Here is a 22653-nt window from a genome sequence, read left to right on the forward strand (position 1 = left end):
TCGGTGGGATGCCTGCTTCGGTGGGATGCCTGCTTCGGTGGGATGCCTGCTTCGGTGGGATGCCTGCTTCGGTGGGATGCCTGCTTCGGTGGGATGCCTGCTTCGGTGGGATGCCTGCTTCGGTGGGATGCCTGCTTCGGTGGGGTTGCAGCGTCGGTACGCTGCCTCGCAGGCTGGCCGCCCGGCACTGGATTCAGGCGCGGCGGCCGGGAGGGGACCTTCGTTACTCGCCGTCTATCGCTGGCGGTTTATGCGCATAAACGTGGCGCCAGGATAGCGCGTTGGGTCGACGCACGTAGGGCAAATGGCACACCTCGATGCTGCATACCCAGCGAGGGTGTACCACTCACAACCTACGATCAGAAGCACCGGCCCTCCCGGCACGATCGCGCGCCATGCTTTCCGCGGAGAGTTTATGCGCACAAACTCTCCGGCTCTCAGCCGAGGCTACCCCATCGAACGCTAGGGCAGTGCATGCGACACGCGCGGTAGCTCGCGACTCACACCGACGTCACCGCACGCAATGCCACCGAGTCGCTCACCGACTTCTCAGGCATCTGCTACACCATCCGATCAAGTCATCTGCCATCGTCGCTTCGTTTATGCGCATAAACCGATAGCCCAAATGGCCAATGCGTAGTTGTTGAACGACAATTTCATTGAAATCCAAATATCGTCCTGTAGAATTCCAACGACCAAAATAGGAGTGAAAATTGGCCGCGGAAATCATTGCAGTCACTCAACAAAAAGGTGGCGTCGGCAAAAGCACGATTGCCATGCACCTCGGTGCCGCGTTCCATGAAAAAGGGAAGCGCGTCCTCGTCATCGACGCCGACCGTCAAAACACGCTGGTTCACTGGTCGAGCGCATCCGGCGACAGCGACACCGGCATTCCGTTTCCGGTCGTCAACCTGGCCGAAGCCGATGGCCAGATCCATCGCGAGATCAAGAAGTTCATCAACGACTACGACATCATCGTCGTGGACTGCCCGCCGTCGATCACCGAGAAGGTATCGGGCGTGGTCCTGCTCGCCGCATCGATTGCCGTGATCCCGACGTCGTCGTCGCCGGCCGATTACTGGTCGAGCGTCGGGCTGGTCAAACTGATCCAGCAAGCGCAGGTCATGAACGAAGACCTCCGCGCCGTCTTCCTGCTGAACAAGACCGAAGAGAAGCGCATGCTGACCCGCGAGCTCAAGCGTGCGCTCGAAGAGCTCGGCTTCCCGTTGCTGAAAACGCAGATCCCGACCCGGGAGGCGTACAAGCAGGCGATGGCGCTCGGTCAGACCGTACTGCAGATGAACGATCGCGGCGGCAAGCTGGCCGCCGCCGAAATTCGCGCATGCGCCGACGAAATCGTCGCCATGCTGCCCTGACTTTATGCGCACAAAGGAGTCACATGAAACCCTCCCAATTTGCCAAAGGATTCCAAGCGCGCCCGGATATCACGACGAGCGAGAAGCGCACGGCGCTTGATCGACTCAATGCGATCGACGGCATCGTCAAGTCCGAGACCCCCACTCCGGTGCCGACCAAATCCGCGAAGAAAGACATCGCGCCGTCGCCTGCTACCGAACTCACGCTCGACCCGTCGATCGATGAATCGGCGCAATATCGCGCGTGGCGTCTCGAGAACCGCTATGCGCCGGGGCAGGTGATCGAGCTGCCGCTGAAGGCGATCAAGCATAGCCCGTTCAATCCGCGGCACTTCTATCTGAAGTCGTCGATTGCCGAACTCGCCGTCAACCTCGCCAAGCAAGGGCAGCAGCAGGCGATCCACGTGATTCCGGACTACGAGAACCCGGGCACGTATTTCGTCAGCGACGGCGGCCGCCGCGTGCGGGCACTGAAGGAAGCGAACAAGGAATCGGTCAAGGCGATCGTGATCGACGTGCCGATCGGCATCCAGAGCTACAAGCTCGGCTACGATCTCAACGTCCAGCGCGATTCACAAACGGTGTTCGACAACGCCGTCGTGTGGCGCCGCTTCCTCGACGACAAGCATTTCCAGAGCCAGAAGGAGCTCTCCGAGCACCTCGGCCTCGACGAATCGACGGTGGCCGTCGCGCTGTCGATCGGCAAGCTGCCGGAAGCGATCATGCAGGAAATGGTCGCGCGCCCCGATCGCTTCGGTTCGAACATGGCGTATCAGGTCGGCCGCTATCACAATGCGCGCGGCACCGAGGCGACGCTGCGGCTGATCAACAAGATCGTGTCCGACGATCTCAGCACGCGCCAGGTGTCGGACATCGTCAAGGGCCGCGTCGCGGCGCAGGAAACGCCGAAGACCGCGGGCCGTCAGCGCTATGCGCAGCGTCTCGAGATCAAGCTCGGCGGCAAGTCGGTCGGCGACCTGAAGTCGTATGGTGAAGATCGCATCGAATTGCGCCTGCGCGGTCTCCCGAAGGACAAGCGCGACGCGATCCTCGAGCAGCTCGAGCGGATGCTGTTGTCGGAGTGATGGAAACGGCCGGCAGGGCCTGGTAAGGACGCCGGGCCCGCCAATCGAGGGCGGGGCCGGCGGCGGCCCATCAGCGGGCCTGAGCGGGCCTCAGGCGGCCCGCGACTGATTCAGCGTGAACGACAGCAGGTCGCCGTCCGTCGGCTCGCCCCAGGTCCTCTGGGCCAGCCAGTCGAAAAAGGCCGTCTCGGCCAGCTTGGAATCGAGGCCGCGCTTGCGCCAGTCATCGCGCAGATGCGTGCCCATCGTCGGCAGCGCCTCCGATTCGAACGACTCGCGCGCCACTTCGCGCTCCGCATCGCCCTGCTCTTCGTACAGCACCTTCGCTTCCTTGCGGCGGAACGCCGCGAACTCGCTCAGCAGGCGTGCCTTCAGATCGTCCGGCTGGGCCGCTGCAATCTTCGGGGACGGCGTGCCGGCAGGCAGCGCGTCGACCGACTCGACCGGCGGCGCATACCCCTTCTTCAGCGCATCCTTGAACAACGCCGGCGCGCTGCGCACCGGCGGCAGCGTCGTGCTGCGCATCCGCTGCTCGGTCATCTGCAGCGCCGCACGAATGCGGTTCTCCTCGCTATCCGCGTAGAGCGTCTGCGCTTCCTTCAACGGGATCCCGAGCTTCACCATCCGGTCGACCAGAGTGCTGTCGAACACGTTCGGGTGTTCGTCGAGCGCGAGCATCGGCTGCTTGCGTTCGGTCACGCGGAACTGGATCTCCGCGACCCGGCGCCCTTCACGATGCTCGATCAGCTCGACGAAGATGTTGGTGACCGCGTTGACTTCCGCGATCGCGGGACGCAGATAGTCACGCTTGAAGTACTTGTACTCGCGCTTCGCCTCGTCGCCGGCTTCCGTGTCGGGCGTGCCCGACAGGATCGGCCGCCACCATTCCCACGGCTCGCGCATCGTCAGGTGGCTTGGGTTCGTCAGGTAGCGCACGCAGATTTCGTACAGCGCGAGACCGGCGCTGCTGCGCAGCTGGCTCTGGAACTGCAGGCTCAGGCGCGCGTACTGGACAGGATCGAGCAGCTTCTTCTTGATCTTCGGCGCGAACGAGAATTCGACCCACACGCGGCGGGTCGCCGGATCCTCGAGAATTTCCGCGTCGGCAATCAGCGTCGAGATCCCCCACTTTCGGCCCGGCTTCTGGCTCGACGTCCCCGTGCTCCATTCGACCTGCACCGACACCATGCGGCGCAGGTGTTCCTTCACCAGCGCGGTGTCGTTCGAATCGAAAGCGGAGTTGGCGACGATGTCCGACAGCAGCGCGCGATACGTATCGCCCGAATCGTCGGCCTGCTGCGCCACGGCCAGCAGGACATTGAACAGCTTGCGAGTGAGGAGCGTGATCTTGCCGCTCTTCGGCTGAATTGCGATCGCCTCGACGGCCTTCCGCAATTCGGCTGAACTGGCACTCACCACATCCACATCGGTTTTCTTGGCGCGCTTCGTCGTGGCCATACGTCGGGTCGGAGGAGAAGTTTTCCGGAAGGATAGCGCCTGCGGTGAAGTGCGTCCAGAACGACATGCTCACCATAGCGGGTGAAGTGCGCGTGCAAAACGGCACTCACCCCAGACGCTCCCGAAAACCCTCACCGCTCCGGATTTGCAGCGTTCCGGACTCGTCCAGACGTGCTGCGGGATGCGCCGATTCACAGAATTTCGCCTGTGCACGACACGTGCGGAATGAGCTCCCGTATCGGCTCACCTTTCGATTTGTCGTAATTTTACGACTGCGCTGCCGTGCGTTCGGCACAGGGTTGCGATCCCACGTCGATGCGCCTCCCGATCACCCTCCATCGGCCTGTATGCATGTACAGGCGTGACTTGCCGGGAAATCGGAATCGGATCCGACATCTCGAAAGACGCCTGCGAAACCGGCCCGCGCGACCCGATCAGGCGTGCTTTGCCGGCCCGGGCGCGCATTGTACAGCGCACAAACCGTATCGGGTCCCGAAAATACTCACCTCGAGCACAGTGACTTCATTCGTCCGGATCTCGGCGAATGCCCGACACGCGGGGGATTCCCTACCAAGGCCTCCCGAAAACGCTCACCTTACCTAAAAATCGCTGTGCCGCCCCAGGCAGGGAAACGACTCCCGAAAAACCTCACCGTAACCGCCTCGGTATCAAAAATCCCAATGCCTTCCGATACTTATGCACAGAAGGCATTTGGCTGTGCGCCGCCGACATCCCCCGAAAAACCTCACCTTTCGATGGAAATCCTTCATACGACAACCTCATGTCGGGCCCCGAAAAATCTCACCTGTGCCAAAAAGTGGCACAGCAAAAACGAGATTTCTTCCAGTCCTGGCGGGCTTTTCGACGAATTCAGCCGTTCACAGGTCCCGAAAAGCCTCACCTTTGACCATTTTTCGGGCAAATTCCATTCCCGAAAAGTCTCACCTGTAGCCGGCATCACAGCCTGTAATCGGGGCCCCGAAAAATCTCACCTCAAGGGGATACGGGCAGGAAAACCCGGATTTCCCTCCCGAAAAACCTCACCTTTACGGCTTCACAGGCCCCTACGGGCGCTTTTGCTGTGCAAAATGGCGTTCGTTTCCCGGAAATCCTCACACCAAACGCCCGTGGAGTCCCGTGAAACCTCACCTTTCAGAAAAACTGCCTAAAAGATGGGCAGAATCGGGGCACGAAGAAGGTCCCGCAAATTCTCACCTATGTCTGCACAGGCAGAAAACTGTGCAGTGAGGCACAGCGCGGGTTCTGTGGCTGTGAGGCCCCGAAAAACCTCACCTTTGGTAAATCTCGTGTTTCACTGTGATCCCGAATCCGCTCACGACCTTTCCCGCAACGGCTCACGCAGCTCCCTGAACCCCATCACGTCAGCTCCCGCAGAAGATCACCTTGGCTCCCGTAAAACTTCACCTTGTCGGCCGGAAAGCCTTGCAGCATAAGGCTGTGCCGTGGCGTTAACGTTTTTAACTAAGGGTTCAAGGGTGTTTACTTCTAATACTCTCAAGACATCGGCTGACGAGTTTTCCACAGACACCCCAACCCCTGACCACCGACTGGCAATCGGATGCGCTGTCATGTGAAACAAATGCCAAAATTCGAGGTCTGCAGGAAAATGCTTACGAGACAAGGACTTGGCTATCTTTCTTCGCTTTGTTTCACGGAATCCTGGACCACAGTCGACCGGATTGGCTCACAGACCAGATTTCTGTGCAAAGCGATGTAAATTCACAACGGCAAGCCGAAATAAGTATCGATAGATACGTATTTCGTTATGATTGCCACATTTCAATGTCTGTGAGCACAGCGATGACCCTGGACGAAATACGCCAAGCCATTCGGGACGAACTGGAATCGCTGCGGGCGAACGGTGCACGACGGCAGGAACTGTCGCTGCACGCCTGCAAGCGGTTGTTCTTCGATCTCGGCATCCGGCCGTCGGCTGCCAATGTCCGCGATCTCACCCAGACCGGGAGCGCCAGCGATATCCCGAAAGACATCGACCATTTCTGGGAGCGCATCCGTTCCGCCTCCAAAATCAGGCTCGACGGTGCCGCAATTCCCAAAGCCGTCGAGGAAAAGGCAGGTGCGTTGCTCGGCGCACTCTATGAAGAAGCGTTGAAAGCCGCACGGGACAGTCTCGATGCAGATCGCGAGCAGGTTCGCGCCGGCATTGCCGACGCCGAACAGCGGTTGCGCGACGCAACCGTCCGCCAGGAGACGCTCGAAGGCGCGCTCGCACGTAGCGAAGCGAAAAACGAGCAGTTGCAGGCTCGCGTGACCGAACTCGAGGTCCAGCTCGCGTCGCAAACGACGCATGGTTCGGCCAGTGAAGCGACGTTGCTCACCACAGTCGCCCGACTCGAGAAGGAACTGGCGGCCGCCGCCGGCCGCGTCGAAGCCGAGCAGACGCAAAATGCGGCGCTGCGCGATCGCATCGATGCGCTGCAGGCCGAACTGCAGCAGCGCACCGAGCACTACGCGCAGCAAATCAAGGACGCAGTGGCCGAAGCCGAACGCCGCGTGAAGCCGATGCTGGTCGAGCTGGATTCGTTGCGCAGCATGGCGTCGACCTACCAGAGCGGTTTGCGCGACGTTCAACGCAAGGAATTCGATTTCCTGCAGCAACTGAGTTCGGCCAAGGCACGTGCCGACCGGCTCGAAGAACAGTTGCGCAGCCAGAGTGATGAACTGGAACGTGCGACGCGCGATGTGAGTTCGTTGCGCGCGAGCCGCGGCATGAGTCCGGAAATCGCCGCGCTGATCCGTCGCCTGGCCGATGCCGGGCAACTGGATGCGGAGGCGTTTGCCGCGATCGGCACCTCGCTGGATCAGGAGATTCCGGTGCCGGCTCATTGTCCGCGTTGCGGCGGTGAGCCGGAGCTGTCACACGGCGAAGAAGGTTTCGAAGTGGCCTGCCCCGAGTGCGAGCATGCTTCGGGCGCATGGCCGTCCCGATTCGAAGCGGCCGCGCGATTCGCGCATACGTGACGCCCGCATTGGCCGCGCGGCACAGGTGAGACGATCCGGGGAGCTTGAGGTGAGGTTTTTCGGGAGCTGTGAAACGGTGAGGCTACGCCACACAAGGCTGCTCACGGATCGCTTCGCGTGAGCAGCCCATTCGTGATCAGTGAGTTTCGTCGCTGTCGGACACGTCACCGTTGCTGTCGGCGAGACCGTCACGCCAGTTCTTCCATGCACGATGCAGGCGGTTCGACGAGATCGGCCGCATGAAGCCCAGCCATTTGCCGACCCGTTCGGGCGGCACGTCGTGTTCGAACAGTTCAGCCGCATAGGTATTGCGCAGCGTTTGCGGGCTCGCGCGCGCGGTGCGCGACGACGTGAGGCCGGCGGATTCGACGATCGCGTCGATCGCGCGCAGCATCGTCGCCTTGTGCATCGGCCGCCCGGCATGGGATGCCGGGAACACGAGCTCGCCCGGAATCTCCTGGCGCTTGCGCTCGGTGAGCCACGCTTCCAGCAGCGCGATCGCGAACGATGCCAGGTGGGTTTCGCGTGCGAAATCCGGATGCGTCGACTCGATCCGCAGTGACGTTCCACTCGTATTGATGCAACTAATCGTAAGTGCACGCGCTTCGCCGGTTTTGATGCCGGCACCGAGAAAGGCGGCAACGAGTGCGCGGTCGCGCCGCTCTTTCCAGTATGCGGAACCGGACACGCCGATCGGCGAGAACAGGTACGCGAGCAACGTCGCGCGCTCGGCCGGCGTGAGGAAACCGGTCGGTTCGTTGTCGCGCGCCTTGCGCCAGTTCGCTTCGCCATCCTGAGCAATGAACCGGGCCGGGTTGGTCGACGCGTATTCGGTGCGCCGGATGTGGTCGAGCACGCGCTCGATCAGCCGCAAATAGCGCATTCGCTGGGTTTTCCGGATCGGCAGTTCGCCGACGAAATTCGCGATGGTTGCCGTATCGACCGTTGCCAGATTCTTCTGGTGCGCGCGCATCCACGTGAGAAACGCGCCCCATTGCGCCCGATAGACATCGGCTGACGAACGGCGATAGTCCTGCATCGCGAGCCACGCATCGAATGCGGCTTCTGGCGAGACGATCCAGTCGGATGCGCCGCGGTCGAACAGATCTGTTTCTTCCGGGCGTGCGGGGGTGTCGGGAGAGGCGGGAAGAGACATGTGATTTATTCCGTTAGTTGCGTGTATGGTAGCCCTTTCCGCAACGTCTCGGGCAGCAAGAGGCAGGACAAGGCCGCCATACACGGCGGCCCGGGCTGGAACTCAGTCGCCCCATGCCTTGGCCGGGCGATGAACGCGCGCGGGCGGCATCGTGTCGTTCGACGCGGTTGACGCTGCTTCATAGGCGAGAACCGCGAACGAAAAGACGGCGGGCAGCGCATTCGAGCGCCCGAAGTCGATCGGATCGTCCGTTTCGGGAAACGTCATGTCCAACTGTCGCTCGAACAATTGACGCATGCCGGCCTCATGCCGGCTGGCAAAGCCGAGATCGGCAAGCGCCTCGGCCTCGATGGCGTGCAGCAGCCGCCACGTCAGCGGGACGCGCTGGTGGATGTAGCGCCCGGCGATATGCCGGACGATCAGCTCGAGGTCGTGCGCGGCAGCCTTGAAGCTGAGCGCGGCCAAATCTTGTTCTTCTGTCATTGCAGGCTCCTGTCGACCGGGCTGGCGCCTCGGTGCGCCGGCTCCGGCCCATGCATGGCGGAATGTCCGTATACTGTACAAACATACAGTACTTTCCGCAACTGGCCTGCAACAGGTCCTTTGGCCGTTTGGCCAGCTATGCGCGCCGTCAGCGATGGATCACGATCAGCAATGCCCGCGCTTCGGTCTTGCCGGGGTTGCGGATTGCGTGCGGCTCGTCGGCCGGGTAGCGCGCGGTGTCGCCCACCTTCAGGCGCCGGCTGGCCGCCGCGGCTTCGATTTCCATCGCGCCCTGCAGCACGGTGAGGTGCTCGCGCGTGCCGGGTTCGTGGGCGTTCGATACCAGTGCACCGCCGCCCGGCAGCGTCAGCTCGTACCACTCGAACTTGCCGGCGAGGTCGATCGGGCCCCACACACGCAACTGGTAGCGGCCGTCGTGGCCGGCGAGTGTCGGGATGTCGTGCGGGCCGTCTACGCGGATCGTCTCGGGCGCCTTCGGCTGCGAGAACAGCTCGTCGAGCGTGATGCCGAGCGCGTTCGTCAGCCGCCACGCCACGGCGATCGTCGGGTTGGCCTTGTCGCGTTCGATCTCGGAGAGCATCGATTTCGATACGCCGGCCGCGCGCGACAGGTCGTCGAGCGTCAGCTTGCGTTCGTTGCGCAGCCGCTGGATCTGCTCGCCGACACGCGGCGGCGTTGCGGCCGGCGGTTGCGGGGCGGCGCTGGCGGGCGTGCGCCGCGAACCGGAGGAACTTGCCATTTGGATTCCGTTCGCTTAGAGTTGTTCGATATTTCGAATTCTAGTTCGGAATATCGGATAAATGCGGTCAACCGAACGACCGACTATAACAGTAGCAGGCCATTGCGCCGCCGCCACGAGCGGCGCGTTGCGGAATGCGAAACCCTGTCAGGAGCTTTGCGATGCGTGATGCCTTTCTCGCCCAGGTGCGCGGGACGCTGGACCAGATCCGCGCGGACGGTTTTTACAAGACCGAGCGCGAGATCGCGAGTCCGCAGGCGGCGGACGTGCGGCTCGCCGGTGGTGCCGGCGTGCTCAATTTCTGCGCGAACAACTATCTGGGTCTGGCGAACGATTCGCGCCTGATCGACGCGGCGAAGGCCGGCCTCGACCAGGACGGCTTCGGCATGGCATCGGTACGCTTCATCTGCGGCACGCAAACCGTGCACAAGCAACTGGAAAGCGCGCTGGCCGCGTTTCTCGGCACCGAGGACAGCATCCTCTATTCGAGCTGCTTCGACGCGAACGGCGGGCTGTTCGAGACGCTGCTCGACGAGAACGACGCGGTGATCAGCGACGAGCTGAACCACGCGAGCATCATCGACGGCGTTCGCCTCTGCAAGGCGAAGCGTTTCCGCTACAAGAACAACGACCTGGCCGACCTCGAGGCGAAGCTCAAGGAAGCCGACGCGGCGGGCGCGCGCCACAAGCTGATCGCGACCGACGGCGTGTTCTCGATGGACGGCATCATCGCCGATCTCAAAGGCATCTGCGATCTCGCCGATCGTTACGGCGCGATCGTGATGGTCGACGATTCACACGCGGTCGGCTTCATCGGCACGCATGGCCGCGGCACGCCCGAGCACTGCGGCGTGGAAGGCCGCGTCGACATCATCACGGGCACCCTCGGCAAGGCGCTCGGCGGTGCATCGGGCGGCTATGTCGCCGCGCGTCGCGAGGTCATCGAACTCCTGCGCCAGCGCTCGCGCCCGTACCTGTTCTCGAACACGCTCACGCCGAGCATCGCCGCGGCATCGCTGAAGGTGCTGGAGCTGCTCGGCAGCGACGAAGGCGCAAAGCTGCGCGAGCGCGTGCGCGAAAACGGCGCGCGGTTCCGCCAGCAGATGACCGAAGCCGGCTTCACGCTCGTGCCCGGCGCGCATCCGATCATCCCGGTGATGCTCGGCGACGCGCAGCTCGCGACGAACATGGCCGACAAGCTGCTCGACGAAGGGGTCTACGTGATCGGCTTCTCGTTCCCCGTCGTGCCGCGCGGCCGCGCGCGCATCCGCACGCAGATGAGCGCCGCGCATACGCCCGAGCAGATCGACCGGACGGTCGCCGCGTTTGTGCGCGTCGGCAAGTCGCTCGGCATCATCTGACGGAGGCGCGATCATGAAAGCACTGGCAAAGCTCGAGCGCGGCCCCGGCCTCACGCTCACGCGCGTGAAGCGCCCCGAAGTCGGCCACAACGACGTGCTGATCAAGATCCGCCGCACGGCGATCTGCGGCACCGACATCCATATCTGGAAGTGGGACGACTGGGCGCAGAAGACGATTCCCGTGCCGATGCACGTCGGTCACGAATATGTCGGCGAGATCGTCGAGATGGGGCAAGAAGTGCGCGGCTTCGCGATCGGCGATCGCGTGTCCGGCGAAGGCCACATCACGTGCGGTTTCTGCCGCAACTGTCGCGCGGGGCGCCGGCATCTGTGCCGCAACACCGTCGGCGTCGGCGTGAACCGCGAAGGCGCGTTCGCCGAGTATCTGGCGATTCCCGCGTTCAACGCATTCAAGATTCCGCCGGAGATTTCCGACGATCTCGCATCGATCTTCGATCCGTTCGGCAACGCGACGCACACGGCGCTGTCGTTCAACCTTGTCGGCGAAGACGTGCTGATCACCGGCGCGGGCCCGATCGGCATCATGGCCGTCGCGATCGCGAAGCACGTCGGCGCGCGCAACGTCGTCATCACCGACATCAACGACTACCGGCTCGAACTCGCGCGCAAGATGGGCGCGACGCGTGCGGTCAACGTCGCGCGCGAGTCGCTGCGCGACGTGATGTCCGACCTGCACATGACCGAAGGCTTCGACGTCGGCCTCGAAATGTCGGGCGTACCGAGCGCCTTCACGAGCATGCTCGAGGCGATGAACCACGGCGGCAAGGTCGCGCTGCTCGGCATTCCGCCGGCGCAGACGGCGATCGACTGGAACCAGGTGATCTTCAAGGGGCTCGAGATCAAGGGCATCTACGGTCGCGAGATGTTCGAGACCTGGTACAAGATGGTCGCGATGCTGCAGAGCGGCCTCGACCTGTCGCCGATCATCACGCACCGCTTTGCGGCTGACGATTACGAGAAAGGCTTCGCCGCGATGTTGTCGGGTGAAAGCGGGAAGGTGATTCTCGACTGGACGGCCTGAGTGCCGAGAAGGGGCGGTGCGGCGTGTTTGCCGCCTGCCCCGTTTCTGTTTTACGTCTGCGTGTGCGAGTCGAAACACGCGAAGCCGCGCTCAAGGTGAGATTATTCGGGAGCTGTGTTTGCGCGCCGAATCGCGACACCGTCGCACATCGGTGACCTGCAATCGCACGTTTACTTCACCTATCGGCAGTCGTCCCGCTGCGCGCCATCACGCCGTTCGGCACTTGCTTCCCCTCTTCCTGGCACTTCCCTTCTGGCTTGCCGAGGGATCGTTCGCTACGCACGCCATGCGATGCCATGCCGAACCGCACCATCAACCGTGAGCCTTCACGTGTCGTTGCGACTCACTGATGCGCAAAGCGATCGACATCGATGGATATCGACCGGTGCGCAGGCCGCTACTTGATCCGCTCACCCTTCGCCCCTCGCGGGTCGAGCTGAAGACTCAACATGACGAGCCAGCGCTTCGGGCATTGCGGCGCGATGTCGGCCGGATCGCCGTGCGCGCCGGGAACGGTGACGAACCCGTGTTGCGCCGCGTATTGATAGGCGCGCAACGCGTCCGCCTGCAGCCAGAAACTGACGAGCGCGCACGTGACGAAGCGGAACAGCAGCACCGTCGCGGCATCCGGCGCGAAGCCGGCCATCACCAGCAGGCTTTCGAACGCGAACGCCAGCACTTGCGCGACCGCGATCGTGAGAATCGTCAGCTTCAACACACCGCGCAGCCGCCGCGCCGCGCGCACCCGTGCCTGCCGGACGTCGAGCCCGGTGTGATCGTCGCCGCCGTCGCGCTTCGGCATATCGTGTTTCATGACGCTGCCCCGACGTGCCGCGTGACGTCGAACTGCGCCGTATCGCCGGCAACGATGCGACCGCTCCCGACGCTGACGGATTTGCACAGGATCGTGCTGTCGTAGTTGTGTCCCGGAAAGCGCATCACGTCGACCGGTTGAAACCCTTCGCGTCGATAGAAATCGATGAGCCGGACGGCCGCATACGGCGCGTCGAGCGCGAGGTGCGTCGCGCCGCGCGCGGCGGCCCGCCGTTGCGCGAACGCGAGCAGCGAACGGCCGATGCCGCGATCCTGCCAGACGGGATCGACGGCCAGTTGGCCGAGCGTTGCAACGTGCCGGCTGCGATACGGATCGCAGCGGGAATCGGGATCGTGCGAACGCATCGTCATCGTCGCGACCAGGTGCGCGTTGCCGAGCGCGACGAAGCACTCGCCGGTGAGCACGCATTCGCGCGTCGCCGAGGCCGGCTGATCGACGCCCGGGCAGTTGAAGCCCAGTGCGCCAAGCGGTGCGAACGCGCGATGCAGCAGCGCGGTCAACGCGTCGTACGAATCGCTGCGCGGGTCGAAGCGCCGCACGACGACGCGGCCGTCGAGCCGCTTCGCATAAGCCGCATAGGCGCGCGCGGGGCGCGCGGATTCCGGTCGCTGCATGATGTCCTTTCGCCCAGACAGGGTGACCGAAGTGTAGTGAGCGTCGCGCGTCCGCTTCAAGAAAAAATGTCGTAAACGCGGCGGGCCACGTCACGCGGCCAAGTCTCGATTCAGCCCTCTCGCCGACAGGGCTTTTTCATGCGGGTGTTGACGACGGAGAACGATCGTTCTACTGTAAACCCATGAACACACCTCACGACTCCTCCGCCGAACCGGGCGTTCGCGACCGGCTGCTCGATGCAGCCGAAGCGCTGATCTATTCGGGCGGTATCCATGCAACCGGCGTCGACGCGATCGTCAAGCGATCCGGCGCGGCCAGAAAGAGCTTTTATTCGCATTTCGAATCGAAGGAGGCGCTGGTCGTGGCCGCGCTCGAACGCCGCGACGAGCGCTGGATGCGCTGGTTCGTCGATGCCACGCTGGCGCGCGGCAAGGCGCCGCGCGCGCAACTGCTCGGCATGTTCGACGTGTTGCGCGACTGGTTCGGGCAGCCCGACTTTCACGGCTGCGCGTTCCTGAACGCATCGGGCGAGATTCCCGACGCGGACGACCCCGTGCGCGTCGTCGCACGCGAGCACAAGGCACGCCTGCTGGCATTCGTACGCGAGCGGTTCGATGCGTATGCCGACGAAACCGGCATCGAGCGACGCGGGCTCGCGCGTCTGGCGCGCCAATGGCTGGTGCTGATCGACGGTGCCATCGGCGTGGCACTCGTAACCGGCGATGCAAACGCTGCGCGCGACGCGCGCGCAACGGCCGAACTGCTGCTCGACGCGGTGTCCCGCTAGTCGAAGCAGCGAATCCGAACCGGCCGCGATTGTCCGCGGCCAGAACCTGAACAGGAGCAACCCATGTCCGCCTCCCCCGAAGTCCGTCCGCCCGTTCCGCCCTTCACGCTCGAAACGGCGCGCCAGAAGGTGCGCGCCGCCGAGGACGGATGGAACACGCGCGACCCGCAACGCGTGTCGCTCGCCTATACGCCGCAAAGCCGATGGCGCAATCGTGCGGAATTCGTGATCGGCCGCGACGAGATCGTCGGGCTGCTGCAGCGCAAGTGGACGCGCGAGCTCGACTACCGGTTGATCAAGGAGCTGTGGGCGTTCGACGGCAATCGCATCGCGGTGCGCTTTGCATACGAATGGCATGACGACGCCGGCAACTGGTTCCGTTCGTACGGTAACGAAAACTGGGAGTTCGACGAGAACGGCCTGATGGCGCATCGTCACGCGAGCATCAACGACTTGCCGATTCGCGAGCAGGATCGTCTCTATCACTGGCCGCTCGGCCGACGTCCGGACGATCATCCCGGGTTGTCCGATCTCGGGCTGTGACGCGCACGTCGGCTCGATTCGACGGATCGACGAACGCATCACCGGGATGCAACGGTGAGGAAATTCGGGACCTGGTGCGCTGAGGGTGAGATTTTTCGGGAGGAGGTGAAATGTCGCGTCGGACTGTGCGCAGTGAGCGGTTCGACGCGGCATCGCATCGGGCAAGGCCGAGCGCCGCACCCGTTGGCCTCTCGTGATGCACGTGTTTGCACGCAACGGTGTGCTTCACCGCGTGATGCATCTCACCGATCGCTCAGCACCGGCAGTGGATTGACGATCGGTGTGCACGCGCGCGATGTGCAACTCACCGATCGGGTCGACGTCGACGACGGATAGCGAGCGCCGGGCGCGTTGCGGAGCGGTGTTGCTCACCACTCGACTTCACCGTGCAGGCGACGGTACGCGCACGAGTGCGCAAATGCGTTGCGTGTTGCTCACCGCACTTCGCTCACAGCTCGCCGAGTCGCGCAGTCACTACCCGGCGCGTGCGAACGCGCCGGGCATGATCGTCAGCCCGCGATCCGCGCGGCGATCGCCTCACCTACTTCCTGCGTCCCCGCATTGCCGCCGAGATCGCGCGAATGCGGCCCCGTGCGCAGCACGTCCTCGATCGCGGCGACGATCGCGTCGTGCGCTTCGCGTTCGGGGCCGGCGCCGTTGCCGAGGAAGTCGAGCATCAACGCTGCCGACCAGATCATCGCGACCGGGTTCGCGATGAATTGCCCCGCGATGTCGGGCGCGGAGCCGTGCACGGGTTCGAACAGCGACGGAAACTTGCGGTCGGGGTTCAGGTTCGCCGACGGCGCGATGCCGATCGTGCCCGTACAGGCCGGCCCGAGATCCGACAGGATGTCGCCGAACAGGTTCGACGCGACGACGACGTCGAAGCGGTCAGGCTGCAGCACGAAGCGCGCGCACAGGATGTCGATGTGCTGCTTGTCGACGGCGATGTCGGGATAGCGCTCGGCCATCTCGGCCGTGCGCGCGTCCCACCACGGCATGCTGATCGCGATGCCGTTGCTCTTCGTCGCGACGGTGAGGCGCTTCGCGCGCCGCTGGGCGAGGTCGAACGCGAATTTCAGCACGCGCTCGGTGCCGTGACGCGTGAAGATCGACTGCTGCATCACGATCTCGCGTTCGGTGCCTTCGAACATCGTGCCGCCGACCGACGAATATTCGCCCTCGGTGTTCTCGCGCACGATCATGAAGTCGATGTCGCCCGCGCGGCGGCCGGCGAGCGGTGACGGCACGCCGTCGAACAGGCGTGCGGGCCGCAGGTTGATGTACTGGTCGAACTCGCGGCGGAATTTCAGCAGCGAGCCCCACAGCGAAATGTGATCGGGCACCGTCGCCGGCCAGCCGACCGCGCCGAACAGGATCGCGTCCATGCCCGACAGTTGCGCCTTCCAGTCGTCCGGCATCATCTTGCCGTGCTGCGCGTAGTAGTCACAGCTCGCCCAGTCGATCTGGACGAAGTCGAAGCGGACGCCGAAGCGCGCGGTCACGGCGTCGAGTGCGCGCAGGCCCTCGGGCATCACTTCGCGGCCGATGCCGTCGCCGGGAATCACGGCAATCTTGTAAGTCCTGTCGGTCATGCAAATCTCCTTGGCTGGGCGGCCGGCTGCCTGGGGCGGTAGCGGCGCGTTACATCATTCTATTTATTTCCATTCAGATTAAAATCGTGCGAAAGGTTAATCGACTTTCCACGAATCGTGAACAAATCGCCGAATCTGGACGACCTGCGCGTGTTCAGCCTGGTCGTCCGCCTGACCAGCTTCAGCGCGGCCGCCGAGCAGCTCGCGGTATCGCCCGCCTATGTCAGCAAGCGCATCGCGTTGCTCGAGGCGCAGCTCGGCACGCGCCTGCTGCATCGCTCGACGCGCCGCGTGACGGTGACGGAAGCCGGGGAACGCGTGTACGCGCGCGCCGAGAAGATCCTCGACGACGTCGATCATCTCGTCGAGGACGTGTCGACCACGCGCACGGTGCCGCGCGGCACGCTGCGCATTTCGAGCAGCTTCGGCTTCGGGCGGCACGTCGTCGCGCCGGCGCTGCTCGACTTCACCGCGCGCTTTCCGCAGCTGAACGTGCGGCTCGATCTGTTCGACCGGCTCGTCGACGTTGCGGGCGAAGGCTACGACCTCGACGTGCGCATCGGCGACGAGATCGCCGATCACCTGATCGCGCGCCGCCTCGCCGCGAACTATCGCGTGCTGTGTGCAGCGCCCGACTATCTCGCACGACGCGGCACGCCGCGTTCGCTCGCGGATCTCGCGTCGCACGACTGTCTGGCCATCAAGGAGCGCGATCACCCGTTCGGCGTGTGGCGGCTCAACGTGCGCGGCGAAACGGCAACGGTGAAGGTCGGCGGCGCGCTGTCGACGAACCATGGCGAAGTGGCGGTGCAGTGGGCACTGGCCGGCCGCGGCATCGTGTTGCGTTCGATCTGGGAAGCCGCGCCGCTGATCGAACGCGGCGCACTGTGTCGCGTGCTGCCCGACGCAATCCAGCCCGCGAACATCTGGGCTGTGTATCCGGAGCGCGTTGCGGCGTCGGCGAAAGTGCGCGTGTGCGTGGACTTTCTGGTGGAGACGCTGGCCGGCTTGAATGCCGTCGCGGGTGACGAAACGGCCTGAAACCGGCTAAAGGTGAGCTTTTACGGGGGCATGTGCGGAGCATCGGCAGCCACTTGTTTCCGGCTCGCAATCGCGTCGCGAGCCGGTAGCGTCCACCTTGCACCGACGCATTGGCGGCCGCAATGTGCAGGGCCGGCCGACGATGATGCCCGCACGCGGCTTACGCCGCCTGCGCCACGCTTGCCGCGCCGAGCATCAGGTCGAGATTCTGCACGGCCGCGCCGGATGCCCCTTTGCCGAGATTGTCGAATACGGCGGACAGCAGCACCTGGCCGTGATCCGCATTGACGAACACGCCGAGCCGCAGGTCATTGGTGCCGTTCAGTGCTTGCGGATCGAGATGCGTGATCGCGTGTGTTTCCGCGAGCGGCGTGACGTCGACGTGACGCGTGCCGGCGTAATGGTGCGCAAGACACGCATGCAACTGCTCACCGGTGACGCCGGCAGGCAGCAGGCGCAACTCGATCGGCACGGTGAGCACGATGCCTTGCCGATAGGCACCGTAGGCCGGCACGAACATCGGACGATTCGTCAGACCGGCATGCAGCTGGATCTCCGGCACATGCTTGTGCGCGAGTGCGAGGCCGTAGACCTGTAGCGGTTTCGCGTGCGAAGCATCGTTCGACTCGAATGCGTCGACGGCGGCCCGTCCGCCGCCCGAGTACCCGGAGACGGCATGGATGCTCACCGGGTAGTCGCGCGGCAGCAGGCCGGCCTGTTGCAGCGGTCGCAGCAGCGCGATCGCGCCGGTCGGATAGCAGCCCGGATTGGTGACGCGCCGTGCGTGCGCAATCGTCTGTGCGTGCCCGCTCGCCATCTCGGGAAAGCCGTAGACCCAATCCGGCTGCGTGCGATGGGCCGAACTCGCGTCGATCACGCGCACCGCCGGATTGCGGATGAAGCCGACCGCCTCGCGCGCGGCCGCGTCGGGCAGGCACAGGATCGCGATGTCGACTGCGTTGATCGCTTCGGCGCGCCGCACGGGATCCTTGCGCTCGGCATCCGGCAGCGTGACGAGCTGCAGGTCGGTGCGCCCGCGCAGGCGTTCGTGGATCAGCAATCCGGTCGTGCCTTGATCGCCGTCGATGTAGACAGTGGGCTGGCTCATGAGGGTCGCGTTCCTTCGGTTCGGTCGTCGGGAAAGCCGTATCGTCCGCCGAACACCTAGAATAGGAAAAGTTGAATTTGCTGACTGCGAGATTCAGTTTTCTTGAACGAGAGGTGAAGGATGCGAGAGATCAGCCTGGACCGCCTGCGCACGCTGGTCGCGATCGCGGACCACGGGTCCTTTGTCGCGGCGGCGCAATGGCTGCATCTCGCGCCGCCAACCGTCAGTCTTCACATTGCCGAACTGGAAAGCCGCATCGGCGCGCCGTTGCTGTCCCGCACGCGTGGCAACGTGCGGCCGTCGCCCATCGGCGAAGTGCTGGTGGAACGGGCGCGCCGCCTGCTGGCCGAGGTCGAATCCACGCTGGACGATGTGCAGCGGCAGGTGCAGGGGCTGTCCGGGCGCGTACGCCTTGGCGCATCGACCGGGGCGATCGCCCACCTGTTGCCGCAGGCGGTGGCCCGGTTGCGCGACGCGCATCCGGATATCGATGTGCAGATCGCGGTGCTCACGTCGCACGACACGCTGGCGCGCATTGCGCAGGGCACGCTCGATGTCGGACTGGTGGCGCTGCCGCAGACGGCGGTCGCGGGGCTGTCGATTCGCGCGTGGCGGCGCGATCCGGTGATGGCGTTTCTGCCGGCGGACTGGCCGCTTCCGGCGCGCGTGACGCCCGGCTACCTGGCCGCCCGCCCGCTGATTCTCAACGATGCGACCACGCGCCTGTCGCGGCTCACGACGGAATGGTTCGCGCTCGGCGGCCACCGGCCGGAGCCGCGGATCGAACTCAACTACAACGATGCGATCAAGAGCCTGGTCGCGGCGGGTTACGGCGCGACGCTGTTGCCCCATGAAGCGGGCGCCCCGCTACCCGATGCACGCATCGTCATGCGGGCGTTGCGCCCGGCGCTGTGGCGTGAACTGGGTATCGCGCATCGGGCGGGGCCGGTCGAGCGGGCGACCCAGCACGTGCTCGATGCGTTGTGGGCGCTGAAGGCGCGCTAGCGCGCGCACGACGGGACAGCCTGCGCGGCGGTTCGTGCCGGGCGCACGTGCGCATTCGCCGAGCGTCGTGTCAGAGCCGGTTGTCCTTCGCGAGCGTCAGCACGCGCGCCCAGCGCTGCGCATCGCGCTTGTCCGTCATCGGCAGCTTCCATTCGCTGCGCACGGCGTCGCGCACGCGCACGACGAGATGCCAGCGGCCGCCGATCGGTGCGGCCTGGCAGCCGTCGAGCTGCGACAGCGTATAGCGGCCGTCCGCGCCGTCGTGCGACAGCCACAGCAGCCCCTGCGTCGCGGACACCCGCAGCTCGCCCCACGCGCGATGCACGACGTGGGTCCAGCCTTCTTCCTTCGTATTCGGTGCGATGTCGCGGCGCCGCTTGATCCACCAGGCGACGAGCGCGATCAGGATCGCGGCGGCGAGCACGGCGGCCGCGATCGCAACCGGCTGGCCGAACTGCGCGGCGATGACGTGAAACAGGTGAACCGCGCCCCATCCGAGAGCGATGAGCGCGAAGAGTGCGATGAAGATCGGCATGGCGAATCGGAGAAGAGGACGGACCGGCGCATGCATCGCGCCGATCCGTCGCACACGGCATTACCGCTTGCGGTGAATGTCGTGCGTCACGAAGCCCGCGTCGTTGTTGGGCAGCGCGAGGCCGTCCTTGACTGCGAGCGTCTTGCGAATGTCGTCGAGACCCGCGGACCAGTGGTCACGCATCGTCGACAGACCGAACTGATAGTCCTTGTAGTGATGCTCGTACGCCTTCTGCTGGTAGATCAGGTGCTGGATGTTGTACTTCTTGCTGCACGACATCGCATCGGCCTCGATGCACCACGGATCCGCCTTGCGCTGCTCTTCCGGCACCTGGTCGAGCACGTGGCGCAGCACGTTGCGGTAGCGCTGTTCGCGCTGCAGCGTGTCGGTGACGAAACGCGTGCGGCTCGAATACTGCACGTCCTTCGTGCGTTCCGCGACGTCGGCCATCGTGCGCGGCAGCGGCCCGCGTGCGCTCCACAGATCGACCTGGAACGCGAGCGTGTCGCGGCGCGGCCGGGCGCGGAGCACTTCCATCAGCGGCGTATTCGACACCACGCCACCGTCCCAGTAGTACTCGCCGTCGATCTCGACCGGCGGGAACGCGGGCGGCAGCGCGCCGGAGGCCATGAAGTGCTCGGGCGCGAGACGGATGCGCGAGTTGTCGAAGTACACGAAGTTGCCGGTACCGACGTTGACCGCGCCGACCGACACGCGCGTTTCGCCCGAATTGATCCGGTCGAAATCGCACAGCTTCAGCAGCGTCGCGCGCAGTTGCGACGTGTCGTACCAGCTGATCTTCTCCGGATGATCCGACACGCCCGGCAGCGGCGGCGGGAAGCGCGGCACGAAGAAGCCCTGCTGGCCCTGCATCATCGCGCTCGCGGCCTGCGACGCGGTGAAGAAGGTGCGGACCTGATCGATGCTGTTGAACAGCGCGAACTCGAATGCGGCCGGAATCGTCGGGAAGAACGCCGGCTTGCAGATCGTTTCCCAGAACTCGCGCAGCCGCTCGACACGATGCTCGGGCGCATTGCCCGCGATCAGCGCGGTGTTGAGCGCGCCGATCGAGATGCCCGCGATCCAGTCGAGCGGGATGCCCGCCTCGTGCAGCCCTTCGAACACGCCGGCCTGGTACGCGCCGAGCGCGCCGCCGCCTTGCAGCACGAGCGCGATCGTCTCGTACGGCAGCGTGCGCGCGGCGGCCGGTGCGCCGGCCTCGTGATGCAGGTCCGCCGCATCGCCGGCCTGCTTTTCGGTGCGGGCGTGCGGCTTCATTGCATGAACCAGCCGTGGCTGACGATGAACGACTGGCCCGTGAGCGCGGCGCTCGGGAACGCCGACAGGAACAGCACCGTCTGCGCGACGTCCTGAACGGTCGTGAACACGCCGTCGACCGTATTGCCGAGCATCACCTTCTTCACCACCTCCTCTTCGCTGATCCCGAGCTCCTTCGCCTGCTCCGGAATCTGCTTGTCGACCAGCGGCGTGCGCACGAAGCCCGGACACACGACGTGCGAGCGCACGTTGTGCTTCGCGCCTTCCTTCGCCAGCACGCGGGCCAGGCCGAGCAGGCCGTGCTTGGCCGTCACGTACGCCGACTTCAGCGGCGACGCTTCGTGCGAGTGCACCGAACCCATGTAGATCACGACACCGCCGCGATCGTCCTTGTACATGTGCTTCAGCGCGGCCTTGGTCGTGAGGAACGCGCCGTCGACGTGGATCGCCTGCATCTTCTTCCAGTCGGCGAACGAATAGTTCTCGATCGGGTTGACGATCTGGATGCCCGCGTTCGACACGAGGATGTCGACCGAGCCGAACGTTTCGGCCACCTTGTCGATACCGCTGTTCACGGCTTCCTCGTTCGTCACGTCCATCGCGACGCCGATCGCCTTGCCGCCCGCCTTGACGATTTCGTCGGCGACCGCGTTCGCGCCGTCCTGGTTCAGGTCGGCGATCGCGACGGCCGCGCCCGCTTTCGCGAGCTCGAGTGCGATTTCCTTGCCGATGCCGCTCGCGGCGCCCGTGACGACTGCGGTCTTGCCATTCAGGTTGCTCATGTTCGAATTCCCGTGGTGAAAGGATTGACAGGGAGAAAGGACTGCGGACGTGTTACTGAGCCAGGTAATCGTAGACGACTTCGCCGAGGCCCAGTGTCAAATCCGCGACGATGTGGCGGGCTTCGACGATTTCGAGCACGGGCAGGTCGGCCACCGGCGCGAGCGCGTGCGGTGCCAGCTCGAGCGATGCGGGGCCCGTCCACGCGCCCTTCATCTTGATGTCCTGCATGTAGTAGCGCACCAGTTCGCAGACGCGCGCGGTGCCGTCGACGTGCGGAATGATCTTCAGCAGGAAATTGGGGCCGGCGAGACGCCTGGTCTGCTCGTCGATGTCGAGCTCCTTGTGCTTGTAGCCCATCGTGCCGGTGGCGACGCGCACCTTGCCGTAGTCGAGCGTGCCGAGGAGGTGGTCGGTGTTCACGTGCAGCGTGGGCGACGCGAGCTTCTTCGGGAAGCCCCACAGTTCGCGGCCGCCGGCGATCGGCGGGTGGTCGTCGAGATACATCGCGAGCGTATAGCCGCCCGGCTGGCCGTTGTATTCGACGGGAATCACCTGACCGCTTTCAGTGTAGTCGCCGAAGCCGGTCGAATCGGCCATGCGGATGAATTCGTAATGCACGAGCGGCTCGGTGACCTGCAGCGGCTCGGGGACGATTTCGCGGAGACGGTCCGGATCGGTGCGATACGTGATGATCAGGAACTCACGATCGACGAAACGGTAAGGGCCCATCGGGAAGGCGGGGCTGGTCAACGGCATCGCAAACGCTTTCGATCGGACATCGCTGGGTTTCATGCGGACTCCTTG

Annotated in this window: 21 protein-coding genes; 9 read left to right on the top strand and 12 right to left on the bottom strand. The window is 64.4% G+C overall.

Annotated elements, in window-relative coordinates; genetic code table 11:
- Positions 1-713 precede the first annotated feature (713 nt).
- On the top strand, positions 714-1376 hold the full coding sequence (gene parA / locus LGM89_RS34345; protein WP_011353621.1) for a ParA family partition ATPase: 663 nt from the start codon (positions 714-716) through the stop codon (positions 1374-1376).
- 23 nt (positions 1377-1399) lie between these two features.
- Positions 1400-2461 carry a ParB/RepB/Spo0J family partition protein gene (locus tag LGM89_RS34350; protein ID WP_089495920.1) on the top strand — a complete coding sequence of 354 codons (1062 nt, stop codon included), beginning with the start codon at positions 1400-1402 and terminating at the stop codon, positions 2459-2461.
- 90 nt (positions 2462-2551) lie between these two features.
- Here the strand turns inward: LGM89_RS34350 and LGM89_RS34355 are convergent, their stop codons facing one another.
- Positions 2552-3919, bottom strand: a complete 1368-nt coding sequence (locus LGM89_RS34355) for a replication initiation protein (RefSeq protein WP_011353619.1) — start codon at positions 3917-3919, stop codon at positions 2552-2554.
- 1821 nt (positions 3920-5740) lie between these two features.
- Here LGM89_RS34355 and LGM89_RS34360 point away from each other — a divergent pair.
- On the top strand, positions 5741-6922 hold the full coding sequence (locus LGM89_RS34360) for a DNA-binding protein (protein WP_226275417.1): 1182 nt from the start codon (positions 5741-5743) through the stop codon (positions 6920-6922).
- A 136-nt stretch (positions 6923-7058) separates the two neighbouring features.
- Here LGM89_RS34360 and LGM89_RS34365 read toward each other — a convergent pair whose 3' ends face one another.
- The 3 genes from LGM89_RS34365 to LGM89_RS34375 all read right to left on the bottom strand — a co-directional run bounded on the left by LGM89_RS34365 (position 7059) and on the right by LGM89_RS34375 (position 9321).
- Positions 7059-8078 carry a tyrosine-type recombinase/integrase gene (locus LGM89_RS34365; RefSeq protein WP_226275418.1) on the bottom strand — a complete coding sequence of 340 codons (1020 nt, stop codon included), beginning with the start codon at positions 8076-8078 and terminating at the stop codon, positions 7059-7061.
- Positions 8079-8180: 102 nt separating this feature from the next.
- The gene (locus tag LGM89_RS34370; RefSeq protein ID WP_089495917.1) at positions 8181-8561 is read right to left on the bottom strand and encodes a DUF2471 family protein; all 381 of its coding nucleotides are present in this window, start codon (positions 8559-8561) and stop codon (positions 8181-8183) included.
- A gap of 148 nt (positions 8562-8709) precedes the next feature.
- On the bottom strand, positions 8710-9321 hold the full coding sequence (locus tag LGM89_RS34375; RefSeq protein WP_089443717.1) for a helix-turn-helix domain-containing protein: 612 nt from the start codon (positions 9319-9321) through the stop codon (positions 8710-8712).
- A 161-nt stretch (positions 9322-9482) separates the two neighbouring features.
- Between LGM89_RS34375 and LGM89_RS34380 the strand changes: the two genes are divergently transcribed.
- On the top strand, positions 9483-10682 hold the full coding sequence (locus LGM89_RS34380) for a glycine C-acetyltransferase (RefSeq protein ID WP_089495916.1): 1200 nt from the start codon (positions 9483-9485) through the stop codon (positions 10680-10682).
- 13 nt (positions 10683-10695) lie between these two features.
- Complete coding sequence (gene tdh, locus LGM89_RS34385; protein ID WP_011356765.1) at positions 10696-11724, top strand: L-threonine 3-dehydrogenase; 1029 nt, start codon at positions 10696-10698, stop codon at positions 11722-11724.
- 397 nt (positions 11725-12121) lie between these two features.
- Here tdh and LGM89_RS34390 read toward each other — a convergent pair whose 3' ends face one another.
- On the bottom strand, positions 12122-12538 hold the full coding sequence (locus tag LGM89_RS34390; RefSeq protein ID WP_226275419.1) for a hypothetical protein: 417 nt from the start codon (positions 12536-12538) through the stop codon (positions 12122-12124).
- A complete protein-coding gene (locus LGM89_RS34395; RefSeq protein ID WP_226275420.1) occupies positions 12535-13173 on the bottom strand; it encodes a GNAT family N-acetyltransferase in 639 nt (212 codons plus the stop codon). The genes LGM89_RS34390 and LGM89_RS34395 overlap by 4 nt, the downstream gene beginning before the upstream one ends.
- Positions 13174-13355: 182 nt before the next feature.
- Here LGM89_RS34395 and LGM89_RS34400 point away from each other — a divergent pair, with 182 nt between their 5' ends.
- Positions 13356-13961: a TetR/AcrR family transcriptional regulator gene (locus tag LGM89_RS34400; RefSeq protein WP_089495913.1), complete on the top strand. Its 606-nt coding sequence runs from the start codon at positions 13356-13358 to the stop codon at positions 13959-13961.
- A 63-nt stretch (positions 13962-14024) separates the two neighbouring features.
- On the top strand, positions 14025-14504 hold the full coding sequence (locus tag LGM89_RS34405; RefSeq protein ID WP_226275421.1) for a DUF1348 family protein: 480 nt from the start codon (positions 14025-14027) through the stop codon (positions 14502-14504).
- 509 nt (positions 14505-15013) lie between these two features.
- Here the strand turns inward: LGM89_RS34405 and LGM89_RS34410 are convergent.
- A complete protein-coding gene (locus LGM89_RS34410; protein WP_089475959.1) occupies positions 15014-16099 on the bottom strand; it encodes a tartrate dehydrogenase in 1086 nt (361 codons plus the stop codon).
- A 117-nt stretch (positions 16100-16216) separates the two neighbouring features.
- Between LGM89_RS34410 and LGM89_RS34415 the strand changes: the two genes are divergently transcribed.
- A complete protein-coding gene (locus LGM89_RS34415) occupies positions 16217-17140 on the top strand; it encodes a LysR substrate-binding domain-containing protein (protein ID WP_089495912.1) in 924 nt (307 codons plus the stop codon).
- Between the two features lie 160 nt (positions 17141-17300).
- Here LGM89_RS34415 and argC read toward each other — a convergent pair whose 3' ends face one another.
- The gene (argC, locus tag LGM89_RS34420; RefSeq protein WP_226275422.1) at positions 17301-18248 is read right to left on the bottom strand and encodes an N-acetyl-gamma-glutamyl-phosphate reductase; all 948 of its coding nucleotides are present in this window, start codon (positions 18246-18248) and stop codon (positions 17301-17303) included.
- 120 nt (positions 18249-18368) lie between these two features.
- Between argC and LGM89_RS34425 the strand changes: the two genes are divergently transcribed.
- On the top strand, positions 18369-19253 hold the full coding sequence (locus LGM89_RS34425; protein WP_089443708.1) for a LysR family transcriptional regulator: 885 nt from the start codon (positions 18369-18371) through the stop codon (positions 19251-19253).
- 70 nt (positions 19254-19323) lie between these two features.
- Here the strand turns inward: LGM89_RS34425 and LGM89_RS34430 are convergent, their stop codons facing one another.
- The 4 genes from LGM89_RS34430 to LGM89_RS34445 are packed head-to-tail and all read right to left on the bottom strand — an operon-like array spanning position 19324 to position 22641.
- On the bottom strand, positions 19324-19788 hold the full coding sequence (locus LGM89_RS34430; protein WP_039344585.1) for a hypothetical protein: 465 nt from the start codon (positions 19786-19788) through the stop codon (positions 19324-19326).
- Positions 19789-19848: 60 nt separating this feature from the next.
- Positions 19849-21066 (bottom strand): patatin-like phospholipase family protein, encoded by a 1218-nt coding sequence (locus LGM89_RS34435; RefSeq protein ID WP_226275423.1) that lies wholly within the window; start codon positions 21064-21066, stop codon positions 19849-19851.
- A complete protein-coding gene (locus LGM89_RS34440) occupies positions 21063-21848 on the bottom strand; it encodes a 3-hydroxybutyrate dehydrogenase (RefSeq protein ID WP_039344578.1) in 786 nt (261 codons plus the stop codon). Before LGM89_RS34440 ends, LGM89_RS34435 begins: the two co-directional genes overlap by 4 nt.
- A 52-nt stretch (positions 21849-21900) precedes the next feature.
- The gene (locus LGM89_RS34445; protein WP_039344575.1) at positions 21901-22641 is read right to left on the bottom strand and encodes an acetoacetate decarboxylase; all 741 of its coding nucleotides are present in this window, start codon (positions 22639-22641) and stop codon (positions 21901-21903) included.
- Between the last annotated feature and the right edge of the window lie 12 nt (positions 22642-22653).

The organism is Burkholderia sp. AU31624 (assembly GCF_020420065.1).
Taxonomy (GTDB): Bacteria; Pseudomonadota; Gammaproteobacteria; order Burkholderiales; family Burkholderiaceae; genus Burkholderia.